The sequence below is a fragment of the Streptomyces sp. S6 genome (genome assembly GCF_054880855.1).
On sequence record NZ_JBTYMC010000046.1, the window covers coordinates 14,167 to 33,107 of the forward strand.

Below are 18,941 nucleotides of genomic sequence, written 5' to 3' on the forward strand. Positions count from 1 at the left end.
GAGGCCGGTCCCTGGATGAGGGGACCGGCCTCGTCGTCGTACCGCCGCTGTGGGGTGTCAGCTCTCGCACACCGACGGCAGCGCGCGGATCAGCGCCTCGGTGTGCAGGCGGTCCAGTCGGCGTTCGTGGCGGACCTGGGCGGCGCCGAGGTACAGCTCGGGGTGGCAGGCGAAGTCCGCGCGGTCGGCGGCGGTTTCGGCGAGGGCCTGGACCAGCTCGGTGTTGACGCGGTTGATCTCGACGCGGACGGCACTGAGGTCGGGGCGGGTGGTGGGCGCCTCGTCGGGGTGGTCGGTCCAGCGCTGGAACAGGCCGCGCTGGACGAGCTTGTTGGCCTCGATCTGGTCGCGGAAGACCCGGCGGACGGCGTCGGGGTCGGCACCCAGCCGGGTCGCCTGGGCCGCCACCGAGTCCAGGACCTGCTGCTCGCGGGCCGGGTCGTCGATGGGGCTGCCGGTGCCGAACTTGGCGGCGGCGACGAGGTCTGCGGTGGCCAGGCGCTGGGCGGCGAGGTCCGCGACGGAGTGGAGGGGGTTCACGGGGAGCGCCGGGGCGGTGACCGAGGTGAACGGCGCCGGGGTCGCGACCGCGGTGCCGGTCGCCCCGAGGGCGACGGCCGCGGTCACGGCCAGCGTGGTCAGGGCGCGGCGTGTGGGGGTGTGGTTGCGCATACCCCCATCAAACCCGGCCCCGGCCATGATGGGGTCAACCGTTGCTCACGGTCAGGTTGTTTGTCGTGAAGTTCAGACCGCCGGACGAGCTGGTGATCTCGTACCCGAACTGGACGTCACCGATCGTGACGTTCCCGAACCACCCCTTGGTGTCCTTGATCCACTTCAGGATGGGCAGGATCTGGACGGTGCCGGAGCTGGAGTTCGAGGTCCGGATGAACGAGAAGACCTGGTTGGAGCCGTTGGTCCCCTTGTAGACCGTCCAGGAGTGCCCGCCGAGCGTCACATTGCCCTGCGAGGTGCCGAGCGGCCCGACCGGCCCCGTCCTGTTGACCCAGAGCATGATCTCGTAGGCGTGGTTGGTGTCCCAGATGTCGTACGACGTGTTGTACGCGCCGGACGACGGGACGCTCACGTCGTAGCTGCTGTTCAGCGAACCCAGCGAGGTGATCGTCTTGTTGATCGCCTTCGTGGAGTTCGGGTACGACTTGATCCCGCCGGTGTTGGGGTGGTTGGCGTTGACCCCCCAGTTCGTACCGGAGTTGGCCCAGAAGCACTGGCTTCCGGCGCCTGAACCCCAGATGTTGTTGTAGAGGGTGTAGCCGCCCAGGTTCGTGTTGCCCCACTGGTCGCAGGTGTTCCAGACGGCCGCCGAGGCGGGCGCGGAGGCGAGTCCGACGGTGGCGCCGAGCGCCAGCGCGGGGGCGATCAGGACCTTGACGGCTTTGGTGAGTGTGCGGGTTGCCATGGCGTCCTCCATGGGTGGGGGGAGTGATTGCCTTGTGGTGCGGGGGAGTTACCACGTCCCCAGGGTGAGGACGTGGTCTTCTCCGGCGACGAGGTCGAGCGGCCTCGCGCCGGTGGAAGTCCGCAGCTCCACACGGAGCGTGCGAGTGGGCCTGACGACGGCCCTGGCGCCGTGCGCGTCCCACGCGAGGTCGACCTCCGCGCCGAACCTCGTCCGCACGCCCCGCAGTTCGCCCTCCGCGAGGGCGGAGGTCGGTGCGGGGAGCAGGACCAGTCGGCCGGGGGTCGACTGGATCAGCGCCTCGATCAGGACGGTGGGGAGGGTGTGCGCGGCGTCCGCGTTGTAGACGTGCCGGTGGGGGTAGTGGGCGCTCATCAGCGACGCGTGGAAGAAGTCGCCGTCCAGGACGGCGGCCAGCGCGTTGCCGACCCGGGTGCCGTCCCTCAACCTCGCGGCGATCAGGGCGTGGTGGAGGTGGCCGTGCGCCGAGTCGTTCTCCGCGCCGCGCAGTTCGAGCGCCCGGTGGGCGGCCTCGGCGAGGCCGGGGGTGTCATAGGGGGTGATCTCGTCGAGCGGCCAGACGCCGTAGAGGTGGCTCAGGTGGCGGTGGTCGTAGGTGTCTTCGAGACCGGGCCAGGCCCATTCCGCGAGGGCGCCGTCGGCGTTGACGCGGTGGGGTGGGAGGCGGTCGGCGAGGGCGGTCCAGCGGGCGGCGTGCTCGGGGTGGTACTCGGCCGCCGTGAGGAGGGCGTGCCGGGCGGCCGAGAGGTCCATGGCCACGTTCAGGGCGCCCCAACTGCCGTTCGCGGGGCGGTTCTCGGGCGAGTACGAGGGGACGACGACGAGGTGGCCGTCTGCGTCCGTCCGGGTGAGGAAGTCCTCGTAGAACTCGGCGAGTTCGGCCAGCAGGGCGCCCGTTCGAGGGTCGCGCCCGCCCTGCGTCTCGTCGTGGTCGACGAGGGGCTTGAGGAGCCAGTCCGCGCCGGCCGTCCAGAGGTGGAGGGGGTATTCGCGGCTGAAGTGGAAGGAGTGGCCGGACGCACCGTCGGTGTGGGCGGGGGTGACGATGCCCCGGGTGCCGTAGACGGCACGGGCGTTGGCCCGCCAGTCGTCGAGCTGACCCTCGATCAGGTTCCGCAGGGCGTCGGTCACTTCGGGAAGGGCCGCGCTCGCCGCTGACGACGTCTGGAGGTTGAGGTTGGCGTCGAGGGTGAACGCGCCGGACCAGGCGGTGTCCCAGTCGCCGGTCCACAGGCCGGTGAGGCGGGCCGGGAGGAGGCCGGAGGCGGAGAGGAGGTGGTAGCGGCCGGCGGCGAAGAGGCGTTCCAGGAGCGCGGGTTCCGCCGGGGTCTTCAGCAACTCCGAGCCGGGCAGGCCGCGTTGCGTGGAGCCGGCGTGCAGGTCGAGGGTGACGCGGCGGTAGGCGTCGCGGTGCGGGGGAAGGTGGCGGGCGCGCAGGGTGTCGTGGTCGACGCCGTCCGGCAGTTCGGGTTCCGCCGCGTCCCGGTGGACCCGGGTGAGGAGGAGCACGGCGTCGGCGCCTTCGATGTGAACGCCGGTCGCGGTGACGGTGGTTGTGCCGCCGGTGACGACGATCCGGGTGCGGCCGGTGTACGCCTTGTCGCTGTCGGGGTAGCGGGCGCGCAGGGTGAGGAGGGCGCCGTCGGGGGTGGGGTCGGTGGTGCGGATGACCCCCAAGTCGTCGGGGACGCCGGGGAGTCGGTGGTCGAGGGTGATGTCGAGGGTGAGTCGCGGTGCGGTGATGTGCTGGACGACGACGTCGTCGGCGCGGGAGACGAAGACGCGGCTCGTCCAGTCGGCGTCGATCGCGGTGGTCTCGCCGGTCGTGAAGTCGACGGTGCGGCGGTAGCGGTGGCTCGGGACGCCGGCCGCCGTGGTCCGGCGCACCCGGGTCTGGAAGGCCGGGTGGAAGGGCTGGACCCACCACATGGGGCGGTCGTCGGTGAAGTCCTCGGCGGCGGTGAGGTCCCCGGCGAGCAACCGGTCCTGGAGACCGGCGAGTCGACCGGCCAGTTCGGGGGCGCGGGCGTCCTCGGAGCCGTTGGGGCGGACGAGGGTGTGGTGGGTGACGATCACCCGGTCGTCGTGGGGGTCGCCCAGGACGAGGGCGCCGTGCCGGCCGTTGCCGCTGAGGAAGCCGTCCTCCCAGCGGTCGGCGGGGGCGGGTTCCCAGGTGCCGTGGACGGGTCCGGCGGCGGGCGGCTGCTCGGTGTACTCGGTGTCGGTCACGGCTTGAGCACCGCCACTCCGTGCTGCGCCAGGGTGAGTCGGCCCTCGGTGAGGGTGTCGGTCAACAAGTCCAGGTGTCCTTCGGGTACGTCGACGGTCACGCTGTCGCGGCCGTGGTTGAGGAGGAACAGCAACTCGCCGCGCCGGACGGCCTCGACGCCGTCCGGGAGGCCGTCGAGGACGGGGCGGGCGCCCGCCTCGGCGGCGATGCGGGCAAGGAGGTCACGCAGGGCGGGGGGTTCGGGGAGGGTCGAGACGTACCAGGCGCGGCCCTGGTGCAGGATCGCCGGGAGGGCGTCCAACTCGCCGCCCTTGTAGGGGATGTGCTCGGTTCCGGGCTCGGCTTCGATCTCCTCGGACCACAGGGTGCCGCGGAAGCCCTCGCACTCGACGTGCTCCCCTTCGTCGAGGGGCCACCACTCGTGCAGGGTGCGGATGCCGAAGAGTTCACGCAGGCGCGCGTCCATGCCGCCGGGGCGGACCCGGTCGTCGCCGTCGGCGGCTCCCGTGAAGAAGCCGCAGACCAGGGTGCCGCCGCCGCGGACGTACGCGAGGAGGTTGTCGATCGCGGCGTCGGTGAGGAGGTAGAGCTGGGGCGCCAGCACCAACTTGTAGGCGGTCAGGTCGTGTTCGGGGTGGGCGAAGTCGGTGGTGAGGTTCTCCTCCCACAGGGCGCGGTGCCAGGCGCGGAGCACCTCGGGGAGTTCGACGCGGCTGGAGGGGCGGTGGTCCTGGCTGCCGGCCCACCAGGAGTGCCAGTCGTGGAGGATCGCGACGTCCGACTTCTGAGGTGCCGTCAGGTGCTGTGCGATCGCGGGGAGTTCATTGCCGAGCTGCTTGACCTCCGCGTACGTCCGTCCCTGAGCACCCGCGTGGCTGACCATCCCGGAGTGGAACTTCTCGGCACCCTGCCGGGACTGGCGCCACTGGAAGAAGCAGACGGCGTCGGCTCCCCGGGCGACGGACTGGAGGGACCAGAGCCGGTTGAGTCCGCGCGGCTTGGGGTGGTTCACGCCGCGCCAGTTGACGGGTCCGGCGGCCTGTTCCATCAGCATCCAGGGGCCGCCCGCCTGCGAGCGGGTCATGTCCTGGACCACGGCGGCCTGTTGGGCGCCGAGGGGGTCGCGCGGGTCGGGGTAGAGGTCGACCGAGACGACGTCCTCCTCCTGGGCCCAGCGCCAGGCGTCCTGGCCGATCCACAGGGGCATGAAGTTCGTCGTCACCGGGATGTGCGGGGTGTGCCGGGCGACGATGTCGCGTTCGGCGAGGTAGCACTCCAGGAGGGCGTCCGAGGTGAAGCGCCTGAAGTCCAGCACCTGGGTGGGGTTCTTGATGTAGTGCGGGGTGCGCGGGGGCAGGATGCCGTCCCAGGTGTCGTAGCCCTGGCTCCAGAAAGCGGTTCCCCAGGCGGAGTTGAGGGCGTCGAGGGTGCCGTACCGGGCGCGCAGCCAGGTGCGGAAGCCGGCGGCTGCCTCGTCGCCGTAGTCGAAGGTGCAGTACTCGTTGTTGATGTGCCACATCGTCAGCGCCGGGTGGTGGGCGTAGCGGGCGGCGAGGTCTTCGGTGATCGCCGCCGCGTACCGGCGGTAGGTGGCGCTGGAGTGCGAGAAGTGCTGGCGTCCACCCCACCATTCGGTGCGGCCGTCCTCGGTGACGGGCAGGGTGTCGGGGTGGAGGCGGCCGAGCCAGGGCGGGGGCGCGGAGGTGGGGGTGGCGAGGACGACGCCGATGCCGTTGTCGTGCGTCAGGTCCATCAGGGTGTCCAGCCACCCGAAGTTCCGTTCGCCCGGCCGGGGTTCGAGAGTGGACCAGGAGAACACGCCCAGGGTGACGGAGTTGACGCCGGCCTCGCGCATGAGGCGGACGTCCTCGTGCCAGGTCTCCTCGGGCCACTGTTCGGGGTTGTAGTCGCCGCCGAAGAGGATGCGGCCCTTGGTGGCGTCGTTCAGGTCGGGCATCAGACCGGCTCCCCGTGCTGGGCGCGGAAGGGTCGGCGGGTGGAGCGCATGGTGGTACCTCGCTGGGTGAAGTGAGTGCGGGGAAGCACGAGTTGACGGTCAGCCCTTGACCGCGCCCGTGAGCATCCCCTTCTTGAAGTGTTTCTGGACGAACGGTGAGAGCACCGCGACCGGCAGCAACGCCATGACCATGACGGCCATTTGGACGGCGAGCCCGGACAATTCCCCCGTGCTGATGGCCTGGCCGAGTCCCACGGGTGCCTCTTGTTTCTGGACGAGCTGGATCATCACGTTCTGGAGGGGCATCATGTTCTGGTCGTTGAGGTAGAGGGACGCGTTGAACCAGGCACTCCAGTAACCGACGGCGTAGAACAGGCTGATGACCGCGAGGACGGCCCGGGACAGCGGGACCACGATCTGCCACAGGATGCGGAAGTCGCCGGCGCCGTCGATGCGCGCGCTGTCGGTCAGCTCCTGCGAGATCCCCGTGAAGAACCCGCGCAGGACAAGGATGTTGAACACGCTCACCGCGCTCGGCAGGATCAACGCCAGGTAGGTGTCGGTGAGTCCGAGCGACTGCACGAGCAGGTACGTCGGGATGAGCCCGGCGCTGAAGAACATCGTCGCGAGCAGCAGCATCAGCAGCCACCGGTGCCCGAGCGACCCGCTGCGCGACAGCCCGTACGCGCACAGCACGGACACGGTCATCGAGAACGCCGTGCCGACGACGGTGACGAGGACGCTGATGACGGCGGCCCGGGTCACCTGCCCGCCGCTCAGCAGCTCCCGGTAGGCGACGAAGGTGACGCCCCTCGGCACCATGACGAGCCCGCCGGACTTGTCGATGGTCTCCCGTGAGGACAGGCTCGTCACGACGACGATCCACAGCGGGAAGAGGATCGCGAGGCAGGCGATGCCGAGCACGAGCCCCTTCCCGGCGCTGCCCGCCTTCGTGGGCGGCTCCTCCCAGACGGGCCGGGGCGGGGCGGACCAACGGCCCGGCTTCACCCCTGCCTTCTCCACTGTCGCGCTCACTTCTTGTACACCCCCTGCTCGCCCATGAGATGGGCCACCTTGTTCGCGACGAGAACGAGCCCGAGGCCGACAACTCCCTTGATCAGACCTGCCGCCGCCGCGTACCCGAAGTCCTGGTTGCGGACGCCGTTCCACCACACGAACGTGTCGAGGACCTCGGAGGCTCCTGGTCCGACGGCGTCGCGTTGCAGCAGGATCTGTTCGAACCCGACGGTGAGCGCGTCCCCGACGCGCAGCACCAACAGCAGTGCGATGACGGGCCGCAGAGCCGGCAGCGTGACGTGCCACATGCGCCGCCACCGCCCGGCGCCGTCCATCGCGGCGGCCTCGTACAGGTCGTGGTTGACGGAGGCGAGGGCCGCGAGGAAGACGATGATGCCCCAGCCGGCGTCCTTCCAGACGGTCTCGGCGGTGATGAGGAACTTGAACGTGCCGGGGTCGGTCATGATGTCGATGCCGTCGTACCCGTGCTCTCGCAGCAGTTGGGACAACAGCCCGGCGCCGCCGAGGAGTTGCTGGAAGACGGCGATGACGAGCACCCACGAGAAGAAGTGCGGCAGGTAGAGGATCGCCTGCGAGATCGCCCGCACCCGGGGCCGTACCACGCTGTTGATGAGCAGCGCGAGGAGGATCGGTATGGGGAAGTAGAGGACGAGTTGGAGGGAGAACAGCACCAATGTGTTGCCCACCGCGTCCCAGAACGCCGAGTCCTCGAAGAGGCGTTGGAAGTTCTCCAGACCCACCCAGGGGCTGTGCAGGATGGCGACGACGCCGTTGGAGCTGATGTAGGGGTCGTACTCCTGGAAGGCGATCACGTTGCCGAGGATCGGCACGTAGTTGAAGACCAGGACCAGCAGGACGGCAGGCAGGGTCATCAGGATGAGGACGCGGTCGCGCCGCAGGCGCAGCCGGGTGCTCAGTCGTGCGGGGGGCCGTTTCCTCCGGCGGGCCGCGACCGCGCCGTCCGGCTCTGGCGAGGCCCGCTTCCCCGTATCGTCCGCCTCGGCCTTGCTCCGAGGCACCGTGCTGTGTGACACGGTCGTCCTCCTCGCGGTCAACTGTTCGCGGTGCCGTTCTCGTCGAGCAGCTTCCGGTACCAGTCGCGCAGTCCGTCGCCGCCCTTCTTCCGCCACTCGGTGACCCACTGCTGCATGTCGCTGATCTTCTTGCGCCCGCGCACGATGTCGTCCTCCAACTGCTCCATGTCGTTGGAGAGGTTGGTGAACCGGGCGGGTTCGGTGATCTGCATGCCGTAGAACGTCGACTTCTTGGTGTGCGCCCCCATCCGCTGCTGCCACTCGACGGCGGCGCGGCCGATGTCGGGGAAGTCGGGGCGGGCGATGGTGGGGGCGGGGGAGGCGACCATGACGTACGCGTTGTTGACGTCGATGTTGCCCTGGTCGGTCTTGACGGGAACGCCGTGCTCGACCTTGTAGTGGACGCCCTCGACGCCGTAGTTGGTGAGCATGTACTCCTTCGTGCCGTACGGCGCGGCGGTGACGTTCGCGACCGCGAGCGCGTCGCGGACGGCCGCTTCGGAGGCGTTCTTGTTGACGAAGGCGAACATGTTGGCGGGTTGGGTGGCCCAGATCGTGGGGGCGCCCGAGCCGTGGCCGAAGATGTCCATGCCCCAGATCTTGAAGCCGGGGTTGTGGGCCTGCTGGATGGCCTGCTGACCCCACCAGGTGGAGATGTCGTTGTTGTAGATGAGGAACTCGCCGGCCGCGAACTTGGCGCTGGGGTCGACGGCCTGGCTCTTGCCGAGCCGCGCGTCGGGGTGGACGACCCCGGCGGCGAACAACTTCCGTGTCCACTCCAGGGCTTCGAGGTATCCCTCGGTCTCGACGCGGTAGACCAGCTTGCCGTCGCTCAGGTTCCAGCCGAGTGCCTTCTCCCCGCCGGAGAGCACCCCGAACGCGTTGAACGCCGTCCACTTCATGTCGCCGCACGCCCAGCGCTTCGCCCGCGCGTTGGTGATCTCCTTGGCGAGCGCCATGAACTCGTCGGTGGAGGCGGGCACTTGATACCCCTCCTTGTCGAAGACGTCCTTGCGGTAGAAGGGCACGATGTTGACGACGTACGACGCCGGCATCGGCAGCGCGCGCAACTGGCCGCCGAAGATGCAGCGTTGCCAGGCGTCGGTGGGGATCGCGGCGAGGTTCGGGTACTCCTTGACGGCGTCGCCGGAGAGATACCGGCCGAGGTCGGCGAACTTGCCGATGACGGCGCTCGGGATCTTGCCGCCCATGTTCCAGCCCGGGATGACGACCATGTCCGGCACCTCACTGGAGGCGAGGACCGCGCCGAGCTTCTGGTCGTAGGTGTTGCCGTCCTGGTTCTGCCAGGTGACGTCGACGCCGATCAGGTCGTTCATCGCCTTGTAGTAGGCGTTGTCGCCCTTCGGCGGGGAGCCCCAGTACGGGGACATGACGGTGAGCTTGCCGCCCTTGCCGAGCTTCTTCGCGACCGAGGTCTTGAGGCCGGCGGTGTCGACCTTGCCGACGAACCCGACCGCGGAGCCGTTCTCGGCCGGGATGTCGGGGGTCACGACGTTGTTCGCGACGTAGGCCGGAAGGATCTTCTTCGCGCCCTTGCCCGAGGTGGTGCCGTCACGCGAGCCGTTGTCCGAACTGCCGCAGGCGCTCAGCAGGGGCAGCCCGCCCGCGACCGCGGCGGTGGCGACCGCCGTGGAGGCGAGGAAACCTCTCCGGTTCGGGCCGGAGGGGGCAAAAGAGGCGTTCGGCGTCATTGCGTCAACCCTTCGTGGGGCCCTGACGGACTTGTAGTCGAAGCGCTTCGATGTTGCTGCGAGGTTAAGTGAAGCCCTGAAGGCACACAAGGGTCGCTTCCAACATTCCTCACCCCTGGGCGAATGGACCTTGGCGCGTACGCCACTTCACATCACGGTGCGCTCTCTTGACACCCACACCGTCACCCACTGAGCATCGAAGCGCTTCGAAAGAGCTGTTCCGGTCCACCGCAAAGGGAACCCCACGTGACCGCTTCCACGCCTCCCGCGCTCCCCTTCCGCGATCCGCTCCTGCCGCCGGCGAAGCGCGTCGACGACCTGCTCACGCGGCTGACCACGGCGGAGAAGGTGGCGTTCCTCCACCAGTACGCCCCGGCGGTCGAGCGGCTCGGCGTCGCCGCGTTCCGCACCGGCCAGGAGGGGCTGCACGGCGTCGCGTGGATGGGCCCGGCGACGGTGTTCCCGCAGGCGGTCGGCCTCGGCGCGACATGGAACCCGGAGCTGGTGCGCCGGGTGGGTGAGGCGGTGGGCGAGGAGGTCCGCGCGATGCGTGCCCGCGACGACCGCGTGGGCCTCAACGTGTGGGCGCCGGTGGTGAACCTCCTGCGCCACCCCCTGTGGGGCCGAGGCGAGGAGGGCTACTCGGAGGACCCCCGCCTGACCTCGGCCATCGCGACGGCGTACACGCACGGCCTGCGCGGCGACCACCCGGTGTACTGGCGCACGGCACCGGTCCTCAAACACTGGCTGGCCCACAACAACGAGACACAGCGCTCCACTTCGTCGTCCTCGGTCCGCCCCCGCGTGCTCCACGAGTACGACCTGCCGGCCTTCCGCGCGACGGTCGAGGCGGGCGCGGTGGCCGGGGTGATGCCCGCGTACAACCTGGTCAACGGCCGCCCCAACCACGTCTCCCCGTACCTGAACGAGCACCTGCGCACCTGGACGGACGCCGACCTGTTCGTCTGCTCCGACGCCTGCGCACCCTCCAACCTGGTCGACTCGGAGCGCTACTTCGACACGTACGAGGAGGCGACGGCGGCGGCCGTCCTCGCGGGCGTGGACAGCTTCACCGACCACGGCACGGACCCGGCGAAGACCGTGGAGCGCCTTCAAGGGGCCCTGGATCAGGGCCTGTTGACGGAGGAGGACATCGACACGGCGGTCCGGCGGCAGCTCTCCGTCCGGTTCCGGCTCGGGGAGTTCGACCCGGCCGACGACCCGTACGCGTCCGGCGCCGCCTTCGACACCCCGGAGCACCAGGCGCTCGCCCAGGAGGCCGCCGAACAGGCGATCGTCCTGCTGCGCAACGAAGGCGTGCTGCCGCTGGCCCCCGACGCCCGGATCGCGGTGGTCGGGCTGCTCGCGGACGAGTGCAAACTCGACTGGTACAGCGGGACGTTGATCCACCGGTCGACTCCGCTGGAGGGGCTGCGCGGGCGGTTCGGGGCGGAGCGGGTGCGGTTCGCGGAGGGGGTGGACCGGGTGCTGCTGCGGACGGCGGGCGGGGCGTATCTGACGGTTCCCCGGTCCGAGGCGGGTGACGAAGTGCGGGGTGCGGAGGGGGCGTTGGACCCGGCGCTGCTCAAGGGGCGTACGGATGTCGCGCCGTTGACGGCCTCCGCGACCGGGACCGAACTCGCGCTCGCCGACTGGGGTGAGGGGGTGCTGACGCTGCGCGCGCCCGACGGGCGGTATCTGTCGGTCGCCGAGGACGGGTATGTGCGCGCGTCCGCCGACCAGCCGGGCGGGTGGGTCGTGCAGGAGACGTTCCGTCTGGAACCCCACGGATCCGGCCACCTGTTGAGGCACATCGGCACCGGACTCCCGGTCCGGGTCGCCGCCGACGGGGTGCGGGTCGCCGACGAAGTCCCGGAGGTCTTCGACGTGGTGACGGTCGAGCGGGGCGAGGAGGCCGTCGAGCGGGTGTGCGCCGAGGCCGACGTCGTCGTGGTCGTCGCGGGCAACGACCCGCACATCAACGGCCGTGAGACCGAGGACCGTTCGACGCTCGCTCTCCCCCCGCAGCAGGAGCGCGTCCTGCACGCCGCCCGCACGGCGAACCCGCGCACGGTCCTGGTCCTCACCTCGTCCTACCCCTACACCCTCGAACCCGGCCCCCTCCCGGCCGTGTTGTGGACCGCGCACGGCGGCCAGGCGGCCGGCACCGCCCTCGCCCGGGTCCTGGCCGGGGACGTCTCCCCCGCCGGTCGCCTCCCCCAGACCTGGTACGCGGCCGACGCCGACCTCCCCGACCTCCTCGACTACGACGTCATCGGCAGCCGCCAGACCTACCTCTACTTCGAGGGCACCCCGCTGTTCCCCTTCGGCCACGGCCTGTCCTACGCGTCGTTCTCCTACGGGGAGTTGACGGCGGAGACGTCGACGGAGGGCGTCCGCGTCTCCTTCTCCGTCACCAACACCGGCGACACCACGGCCGACGAGGTCCCCCAGCTCTACACCCGCGCCGTCGACCCGACGGTCCCCCGCCCGCGCCGGGAGCTCCTGGCCCACACCCGAATCACCCTGCCGCCGGGTGCCTGTAAGGAGGTGACCTTCGAAGTCCCCTTCTCCGCCTTCGAGTTCTGGGACGTCGCCGACGGCTCTCGGCGCCTGGACCCCGGCGCGTTCGACATCCTCGTCGGCACGTCCAGCGAGGACATCCGGCTGCGGACGACACTGACGTTGGCCGGCGAGCCCGTACCCCCACGCGACATCCTCCGACGCGGCCTGCCCGCCGCCGACTTCGACGAGCAGAGCGGCGCCGAGATCGTGGACCGGACGAAGCGCACCGGGGACGCGGTGACGCCGGGCCCCTCGGGAGTGGCCCAACTCGTCTACCGCGCCTGCGACTTCGGTTCCTCGGGAACGACCGGGGTGACGGTCGAGGTGGCGGGCGAGGGCGAGATCACCCTCCAGACGGGCCCGATCCGAACAACCATCCACCTCCCCAAGCCCACCGCATCGCCGTACACCTACACCCTGTTGACCGCCCCCGTCGCCCTGACCGGCGTCCACGACATCCACGTGGCGCTGCGCGGGCCGCTGCGGCTGGCGCATGTGGGGTTCTCCGGCTGAGGAGTCGGCCCGGCGAGCCGGCCTGAAAGCGAAGGGCCCGGCACCGGAAGGCATCGGTGCCGGGCCTCTTCATGGGACGGCGGGTCAGCGCCGAGTGCGACTCTATGTGAAAACGGTTCCCATTAGCAAGACCCTGTCGGGGGACGCCGGGAGCGGACCGGTCAGAGCGCCAGCCCCGTGAGGACCAGCACCCGTTCGTACGTGTAGTCCTCCATCGCGAACTTCACGCCCTCCCGCCCGACCCCCGACAGCTTGGCGCCGCCGTACGGCATCTGGTCGGCCCGGTAGGACGGCACGTCGCCGATGATCACGCCGCCGACCTCAAGGGCACGGTGAGCGCGGAACGCGGCCTGCACGTCGTGCGTGAACACGCCCGCCTGGAGGCCGTACTTGGAGGAGTTGACCGCGTCGAAGGCCTCGGCCTCGCCGTCGACCTTCTGGATCGACAGGACCGGCCCGAAGACCTCCTCGCGGGCGAGGGTGACATCGCCGGGGACGTCCGACAGCACCGTCGGCGCGTACGAGGCCGCGTCGCGCTTGCCGCCCGTCAGCAGTGCGGCGCCGGCCGCGACGGCCTCGTCCACCCAGGACTCCACCCGCCGGGCGGCGTCCTCGCTGACCAGCGGGCCGACGTCGGTGGCGGCGTCGGACGGGTCGCCGGTGACCTGTGCCTCGACCGCCGCGACGAGGCGCGGGAGGAGGCGGTCGTACACGGCGGCGTCGACGATGACGCGCTGGACGGAGATGCAGGACTGGCCGCCCTGGTAGTTGGAGAAGGTGGCGATGCGGGTGGCGGCCCAGTCGAGGTCGGCGTCGCTCGCGAAGTCGGCCAGCACGACGGCCGCGCCGTTGCCGCCCAGCTCCAGCGTGCAGTGCTTGCGCGGCACCGAGTCCATGATCGCGTAACCGACCTTCTCGGAGCCGGTGAAGGAGATGACGGGCAGGCGCTCGTCCTGGACGAGGGCGGGCATGCGGTCGTTGGAGACCGGGAGGATCGACCAGGAGCCGGCCGGGAGGTCCGTCTCGGCGAGGAGGTCGCCGATGATCAGACCGGAGAGCGGGGTGGCCGGGGCCGGCTTCAAGATGATCGGCACGCCCGCCGCGATCGCCGGGGCGACCTTGTGCGCGCACAGGTTCAGCGGGAAGTTGAAGGGGGCGATCCCGAGGACGACGCCCTTCGGGAAGCGCCGGGTCAGCGCCAGCCGCCCCTGCCCGCCCGCGTCCGTGTCGAGCCGCTGCGCCTCGCCGCCGTTGAAGCGGCGGGCCTCCTCGGCGGCGAACCGGAACACGGAGACCGCGCGCCCGACCTCGCCGCGCGCCCACTTGACCGGCTTGCCGTTCTCGGCGGAGATCAGCCGGGCGATCTCCTCGGTGCGCTCGGCGAGCCGCTTGCTGACGTGGTCGAGCGCGGCGGCGCGCACATGCGCCGGGGTCGCGGCGAACTCGTCCCGTACGGCGTACGCGGCGGCCACCGCCTCCTCGACCTGCGCGTCGGTCGGCACGCCGACCTTCCCGACGAGCCGCCCGTCCCAGGGCGAGGTCACGTCGAAGGTGTCCGTGCCGGTGGCCGCACGGCCGGCCAGCCAGAAGGCGTGGGTGGAAGTCATCGTGGCAAGCCCTTCCGCAGAGTCGACAGTCGCTGTCCACCGTATGGCCGGGTACCCCTTCCGGCGTTTGTCCTACTCGTCCGACTGGAGGACGTCCGCACTCCGCTTTGGCACGCCGATCCGGACGACGGCCCGGCGCAGCGCCGCCAGCAGCAGTACCCCGAGACACCAGCTGGCCATCACGTCGAACGGCCAGTGGTACCCCCGCCTGACCAGCCCGTACGACACGGCCGCCACCAGCAGGGCCGCCACCCCGACGGCCGTGCGCCGCGCCCGCGCCGACCTCAGCCACGGCAGCAGCACCAGCACCGCCCCGCCGTAGGCGATCATCGCCGTGGCGGTGTGCCCCGAGGGGAAGTACCCCGTCGCCGGCGGGACGGCCGGGGTGCCCGGCCGCTCCGTCCAGATCTTCAGCGGGACGACGACCAGCGGCACCAGCGCCATCGCCCCGAGGGCCGCGGCGGACGGCCCCCACCACCGCGGCACCCCCACCCGGCGCCCCGACCAGGCCACGAATCCCGCGATTACCAACAGAACGGGCAGCGCCACCTGAACGTTCCCGAGATCCGAGAGGAGTTCGGAGAACCGGCCGGGACGGCGCAGAGCGCCGCTCAGCCGCTCGTCCCACCGCAGCAGCGGACCGCCCACCGCCACCTGCCAGGTGAGGAGGGCCAGCAGAGCGGCGGGGACGGCGAGGAGGCGGGCGCTGATCGACATGGGGCCAGCCTCTCAGGAGGAACTGGTCAGGAAGTGGTGTGCGCCAGGATCTCCTTCGCCAGCGGCTCCCAGACCTCGGGCGGCAGCGCGTGCCCCATCCCGGGAATCTCCACCAGCCGCGCACCCCCGACGACCTGGACGAGGTGGCGCGCGTGCGGCGGCGGGAACACCGGCTCGGCCGGCGCCTCGACCACCAGTGTCGGCACGGCGTTGCGCGCGAGCGCCTCCGTCCGCAGCATCCCGTCACTGTCCGCGCTCCCGTGCGCGGTGCTGACCCGGTGGTGCCCGGTGTGCGCGATGATCGCCGCCTCCATCGCCCGGTAGTACCCGGCGTCGAACGGCAGCAGCCCGCCGTGCAGCAGGCGCCAGTGGTGGACCCGCCGGTCCAGCTCCTGGTCCAGCGTGAGGTCGTCCGGCACCGGCTCGGCCCACAGCGCGAGGACCTCCGGCTCGATCCCGGGCAACTCCCCTCCCGCGTACGGCGTCTCACTGAGCGCACCGGTCCCCATCAGCGTCGCGCTGAGCAGGCGTTCCGGGTGGTCGGCGAGCAGGAGTTGCGTGAGCATGCCGCCCAGCGAGAGTCCGACGACGTGGGCCCGGTCGGCCCCGAACGCGTCGAGAACGGCGACGGCGTCCTCGGCGAGCGCGGTGATCGGGTAGGGCCGTTCGGCGAAGGCCCAGGGGGAGCGGCCGGTGTCGCGGTGGTCGTAGCGGATGACGCGGTGGCGGGCGGCGAGGAGGTCCGTGAAGGGGTCGGGCCAGCCGAGGCCGGACGCCTGCGCGCCCATGACGAGCAGGAGCGGGGGCGCGTCGGGGGCGCCGCGTTCCTCGGCCCAGAGGCGGGTGCCGGGGGCTACGTCGACGAAGCGTTCCATGGGGTCTCCTGATCGAAGGGTCCGGATCGACCGGGTCTCGGGCGAGACGAGACGTACCGTATCGTCAATCTTCGAAAAAGAAGACCCCGATTCGGTGAACCGGGGTCCGCGAGTGGTGTGCACCTCTGGAGGAAGGAGGTCGGCCGTCCCGGAACAGGGGGGGTGGTTCCGGGACGGCCGTCCGGATCGGGATGCCGCCGCCCCGGGGGGTTTGGGGCGGGCGACGGTCCGATCGGTGAGGAGATTCCGGAGCCAGTGGCGCCGGATGTGTGCGCGAGGCACGACCAGGTCGAAGCTGGGGAGGCCCCGGCCCGGCACCGCCCACGGTCGCCCGTGGAGCGGGTGTATCTCTCTTCACCGGAGAAACTACGGCAGCGGGAGCCCCGAAAACAGGCCGACCCCGGAGCCGCCATCCTCCCCGCACACCTTCTTCACACGGCGGTCAGACGGCCGCGAGGGCGCCCTCGATGATGTCGAGGCCCTCGTTGAGCAGCGCGTCCTCGATGACCAGCGGCGGCAGGAACCGAAGGACGTTCCCGTACGTTCCACAGGTCAGGACCAGCAGTCCTTCCTGGTGGCAGGCCTTCGCGAGGGCCGCCGTCGCCTCCGGGTCCGGCTCCTTGGTCGTCCGGTCCTTGACGAGCTCAACAGCGATCATGGCGCCCCGGCCGCGCACGTCGCCGATGACGTCGAACTTGTCGGCCATGGCCAGCAGCCGGGCCTTCATCGTCGTCTCGATGGCCTTCGCGCGGGCGTTGAGGTCGAGCGCCTTCATCGTCTCGATGGAGCCGAGCGCGCCCGCGCAGGCGACGGGGTTGCCGCCGTAGGTGCCGCCGAGGCCGCCCGCGTGGGCGGCGTCCATGATCTCGGCGCGGCCGGTGACGGCGGCGAGCGGGAGACCGCCCGCGATGCCCTTGGCGGTGGTGATCAGGTCGGGGACGATCCCCTCGTCCTCGCAGGCGAACCACTGGCCGGTGCGGCAGAAGCCGGACTGGATCTCGTCGGCGACGAAGACGATCCCGTTGTCGGCGGCGAACTTGCTCAGAGCCGGCAGGAAGCCCTTGGCAGGCTCGATGAACCCGCCCTCGCCGAGCACCGGCTCGATGATGATCGCGGCGACGTTGTCCGCGCCGACCTGCTTGGAGATCTGGTCGATCGCCTGAGCGGCGGCCTCCGGACCGGCGTTCTCGGGGCCGGTCGGCCAGCGGTAGCCGTACGCCACGGGCACCCGGTACACCTCGGGCGCGAACGGCCCGAAGCCGTGCTTGTACGGCATGTTCTTCGCCGTCAGCGCCATCGTCAGGTTGGTCCGGCCGTGGTAGCCGTGGTCGAAGACGACGACGGCCTGGCGCTTCGTGTACGCCCGCGCGATCTTGACGGCGTTCTCGACGGCCTCGGCGCCCGAGTTGAACAGCGCGCTCTTCTTCGCGTGGTCACCCGGCGTCAGCTCCGCGAGGGCCTCCGCGACCTCGACGTACCCCTCGTACGGCGTGACCATGAAACAGGTGTGCGTGAAGTCCGCGAGCTGCGCGCTCGCCCGGCGGACGACGGCCTCGGCGGACGCGCCCACGCTGGTGACGGCGATCCCGGAGCCGAAGTCGATCAGCCGGTTGCCGTCGACGTCCTCGATGATCCCGCCGCCCGCGCGCGCGGTGAACACCGGCAGCACCGACCCGACGCCCTGCGCGACGGCGGCGAGGCGACGGGCCTGAAGCTCCTGCGACTTGGGGCCGGGGATGGCGGTGACGATCCGGCGCTCCTGCGGAAGGTCGGTCATGAGGGCTCCTAGGGGGTGCGTCCTGCGTGCCGGGGCGTCGGTCAGCCGCCGTTTTCTCGCAGGTTAGGACGGGGCACCCGCACGGGGCATGCTCCATGTGGGTGCTTTCGGGACGGCGCCTTGTCCGCCGTGGACAGTGGTGTCGGACGACGCTGTCGGCGCCGCCGGGCGCGGGAGCGGTGAACTCCCCTTGCGGGCGCGTTAGATTGACGGCTGACGGTGGACGGAGCGGCTGGTCAGGGGGCAGGGCGATGAACAGCGACGGGACGCAGGACGCGCGCGGCACGCACGCGAGCCCGGTACCGCGCCCTGCGGGGTCCCCGGAGGGCGCGGGGATGCCGCCGAGGCCGACTCACGCTCCCGGCGCCTATGACAAGGCTCCCGCGGTGAGCGCCGTCTCCGAGTGGCTCGACACCCCCCGCCCCGAGGCCCGCCCCGGCATCTGGCGGCTCGGGTTCCGGCCGCCCAAGGACACCTCCCGGGACGGCGAGCGCCTCTCCCCCGTCACCGTCGTCGGGCTGCTGATCCCGCTGGTCGTCGCGCTGGTCCTGTGGTCCCTGTGGCGGCGCGGCTCGTTCCCGTACCAGTTCACCGTGCTGCGGCTGTTCACGCCGGGCGACTGGTGGTGGGGCGGGACGCTGGCGTCCGCGAAGACGAACGAGGGGGCGGAGGCGAGGGTCGTGTACGACGGGCTGTTCTTCGCCGTCCTCATGTACACGATGGGCCGGCTGGGGAGCTGGCCGGACGCCGTGCGGCACTTCATCGGGCGCCGACCGCAGCCCACGCGCGCGTTGTTCGCGCTGCTCGCCGCGCTGGTGACGCTGAGTTTCGTCTTCCCGGACGCGTTCCCGCTGGTCGGCTGGGACTCGCTGCCGGTCGTGGACCCGCTGTTCTCGCTGATCGTGCTGATCTCCGGGAGCTACGAGCTGTTCATGTCCGCCCTGTTCACCGACTCGCTGTACGCCGTGATCACCGCGCTGGTGGTGTGGCCGTTCGCGAAGGTGGGCGGCTGGTGGCCGTACGCGAAGGAGCTGCTGGCCGCGCGCACGGGTGACGTTCCGGCGCAGGCCGTGGTGGAGCGCCCGCGCGCGCAGTGGCCCGCTCTGCGGGACGCCGGGCTGGCGGAGGCGGCGGATCTGCTGAGCGGTGAGGTCGCGGCGGGGCGGATGAACGACGTCGACTGCGCGCGCGTGGAGCACGCGTTCACTGTCGCGCGCGGGGGGGCGTCGCTGGGGGCGTTCCGGGAGACGGTGCTGCGGCAGGGGGGTGCCGCCTGGACGCACCCCTCCGGCGCGCGTGACCTGTCTCGCCGTGCCGCACGGCACGACCTGCTCGCCGGACAGGTGCGGATCGGGAAGTGGGTGTCCGCCGAGCGCGCGCCGGCGCCCTACCGGGACGCGGGGGCCGCGCTCGGCACGGACGTGCTGGGGACGTCGCTGCTGGCGGTGGGGCCGTCCGGGGCGGGCAAGACGCGG

General features: G+C 71.1%; 12 protein-coding genes and 1 pseudogene. 2 read left to right on the plus strand and 11 right to left on the minus strand.

Annotated elements, in window-relative coordinates:
- Positions 1 to 57: 57 nt before the first annotated feature.
- From ACVNF4_RS09420 to ACVNF4_RS09450, 7 genes are all read right to left on the minus strand, one after another.
- Positions 58 to 672, minus strand: coding sequence for a chorismate mutase (locus ACVNF4_RS09420; protein WP_461802246.1), 615 nt, complete (start codon positions 670 to 672; stop codon positions 58 to 60).
- A gap of 34 nt (positions 673 to 706) precedes the next feature.
- On the minus strand, positions 707 to 1,420 hold the full coding sequence (locus ACVNF4_RS09425) for a glycoside hydrolase family 12 protein (protein WP_461802247.1): 714 nt from the start codon (positions 1,418 to 1,420) through the stop codon (positions 707 to 709).
- A 48-nt stretch (positions 1,421 to 1,468) separates the two neighbouring features.
- Complete coding sequence (locus ACVNF4_RS09430; protein WP_461802248.1) at positions 1,469 to 3,670, minus strand: glycosyl hydrolase family 95 catalytic domain-containing protein; 2,202 nt, start codon at positions 3,668 to 3,670, stop codon at positions 1,469 to 1,471.
- Complete coding sequence (locus tag ACVNF4_RS09435; protein WP_461802249.1) at positions 3,667 to 5,628, minus strand: beta-galactosidase; 1,962 nt, start codon at positions 5,626 to 5,628, stop codon at positions 3,667 to 3,669. The genes ACVNF4_RS09430 and ACVNF4_RS09435 overlap by 4 nt, the downstream gene beginning before the upstream one ends.
- A 99-nt stretch (positions 5,629 to 5,727) precedes the next feature.
- A complete protein-coding gene (locus tag ACVNF4_RS09440) occupies positions 5,728 to 6,663 on the minus strand; it encodes a carbohydrate ABC transporter permease (protein WP_461802250.1) in 936 nt (311 codons plus the stop codon).
- Positions 6,660 to 7,700 carry an ABC transporter permease gene (locus ACVNF4_RS09445; RefSeq protein ID WP_461802251.1) on the minus strand — a complete coding sequence of 347 codons (1,041 nt, stop codon included), beginning with the start codon at positions 7,698 to 7,700 and terminating at the stop codon, positions 6,660 to 6,662. The genes ACVNF4_RS09440 and ACVNF4_RS09445 overlap by 4 nt, the downstream gene beginning before the upstream one ends.
- A 17-nt stretch (positions 7,701 to 7,717) precedes the next feature.
- Positions 7,718 to 9,412 carry an extracellular solute-binding protein gene (locus ACVNF4_RS09450; protein ID WP_461802252.1) on the minus strand — a complete coding sequence of 565 codons (1,695 nt, stop codon included), beginning with the start codon at positions 9,410 to 9,412 and terminating at the stop codon, positions 7,718 to 7,720.
- 246 nt (positions 9,413 to 9,658) lie between these two features.
- Here ACVNF4_RS09450 and ACVNF4_RS09455 point away from each other — a divergent pair, with 246 nt between their 5' ends.
- Complete coding sequence (locus tag ACVNF4_RS09455) at positions 9,659 to 12,490, plus strand: glycoside hydrolase family 3 C-terminal domain-containing protein (protein WP_461802253.1); 2,832 nt, start codon at positions 9,659 to 9,661, stop codon at positions 12,488 to 12,490.
- 161 nt (positions 12,491 to 12,651) lie between these two features.
- Here the strand turns inward: ACVNF4_RS09455 and ACVNF4_RS09460 are convergent, their stop codons facing one another.
- The 4 genes from ACVNF4_RS09460 to gabT all read right to left on the minus strand — a co-directional run bounded on the left by ACVNF4_RS09460 (position 12,652) and on the right by gabT (position 17,466).
- Complete coding sequence (locus tag ACVNF4_RS09460; protein WP_461802254.1) at positions 12,652 to 14,097, minus strand: aldehyde dehydrogenase family protein; 1,446 nt, start codon at positions 14,095 to 14,097, stop codon at positions 12,652 to 12,654.
- 72 nt (positions 14,098 to 14,169) lie between these two features.
- Complete coding sequence (locus ACVNF4_RS09465) at positions 14,170 to 14,814, minus strand: phosphatase PAP2 family protein (RefSeq protein WP_461802255.1); 645 nt, start codon at positions 14,812 to 14,814, stop codon at positions 14,170 to 14,172.
- Positions 14,815 to 14,840: 26 nt separating this feature from the next.
- Positions 14,841 to 15,689 (minus strand): alpha/beta fold hydrolase, encoded by an 849-nt coding sequence (locus ACVNF4_RS09470; protein WP_461802256.1) that lies wholly within the window; start codon positions 15,687 to 15,689, stop codon positions 14,841 to 14,843.
- A gap of 442 nt (positions 15,690 to 16,131) precedes the next feature.
- Positions 16,132 to 17,466 (minus strand): 4-aminobutyrate--2-oxoglutarate transaminase, encoded by a 1,335-nt coding sequence (gene gabT, locus ACVNF4_RS09475; RefSeq protein ID WP_461802257.1) that lies wholly within the window; start codon positions 17,464 to 17,466, stop codon positions 16,132 to 16,134.
- Positions 17,467 to 17,852: 386 nt separating this feature from the next.
- Between gabT and ACVNF4_RS09480 the strand changes: the two are divergent.
- Positions 17,853 to 18,941: pseudogene (locus tag ACVNF4_RS09480) on the plus strand (ATP/GTP-binding protein); the annotation flags it as partial.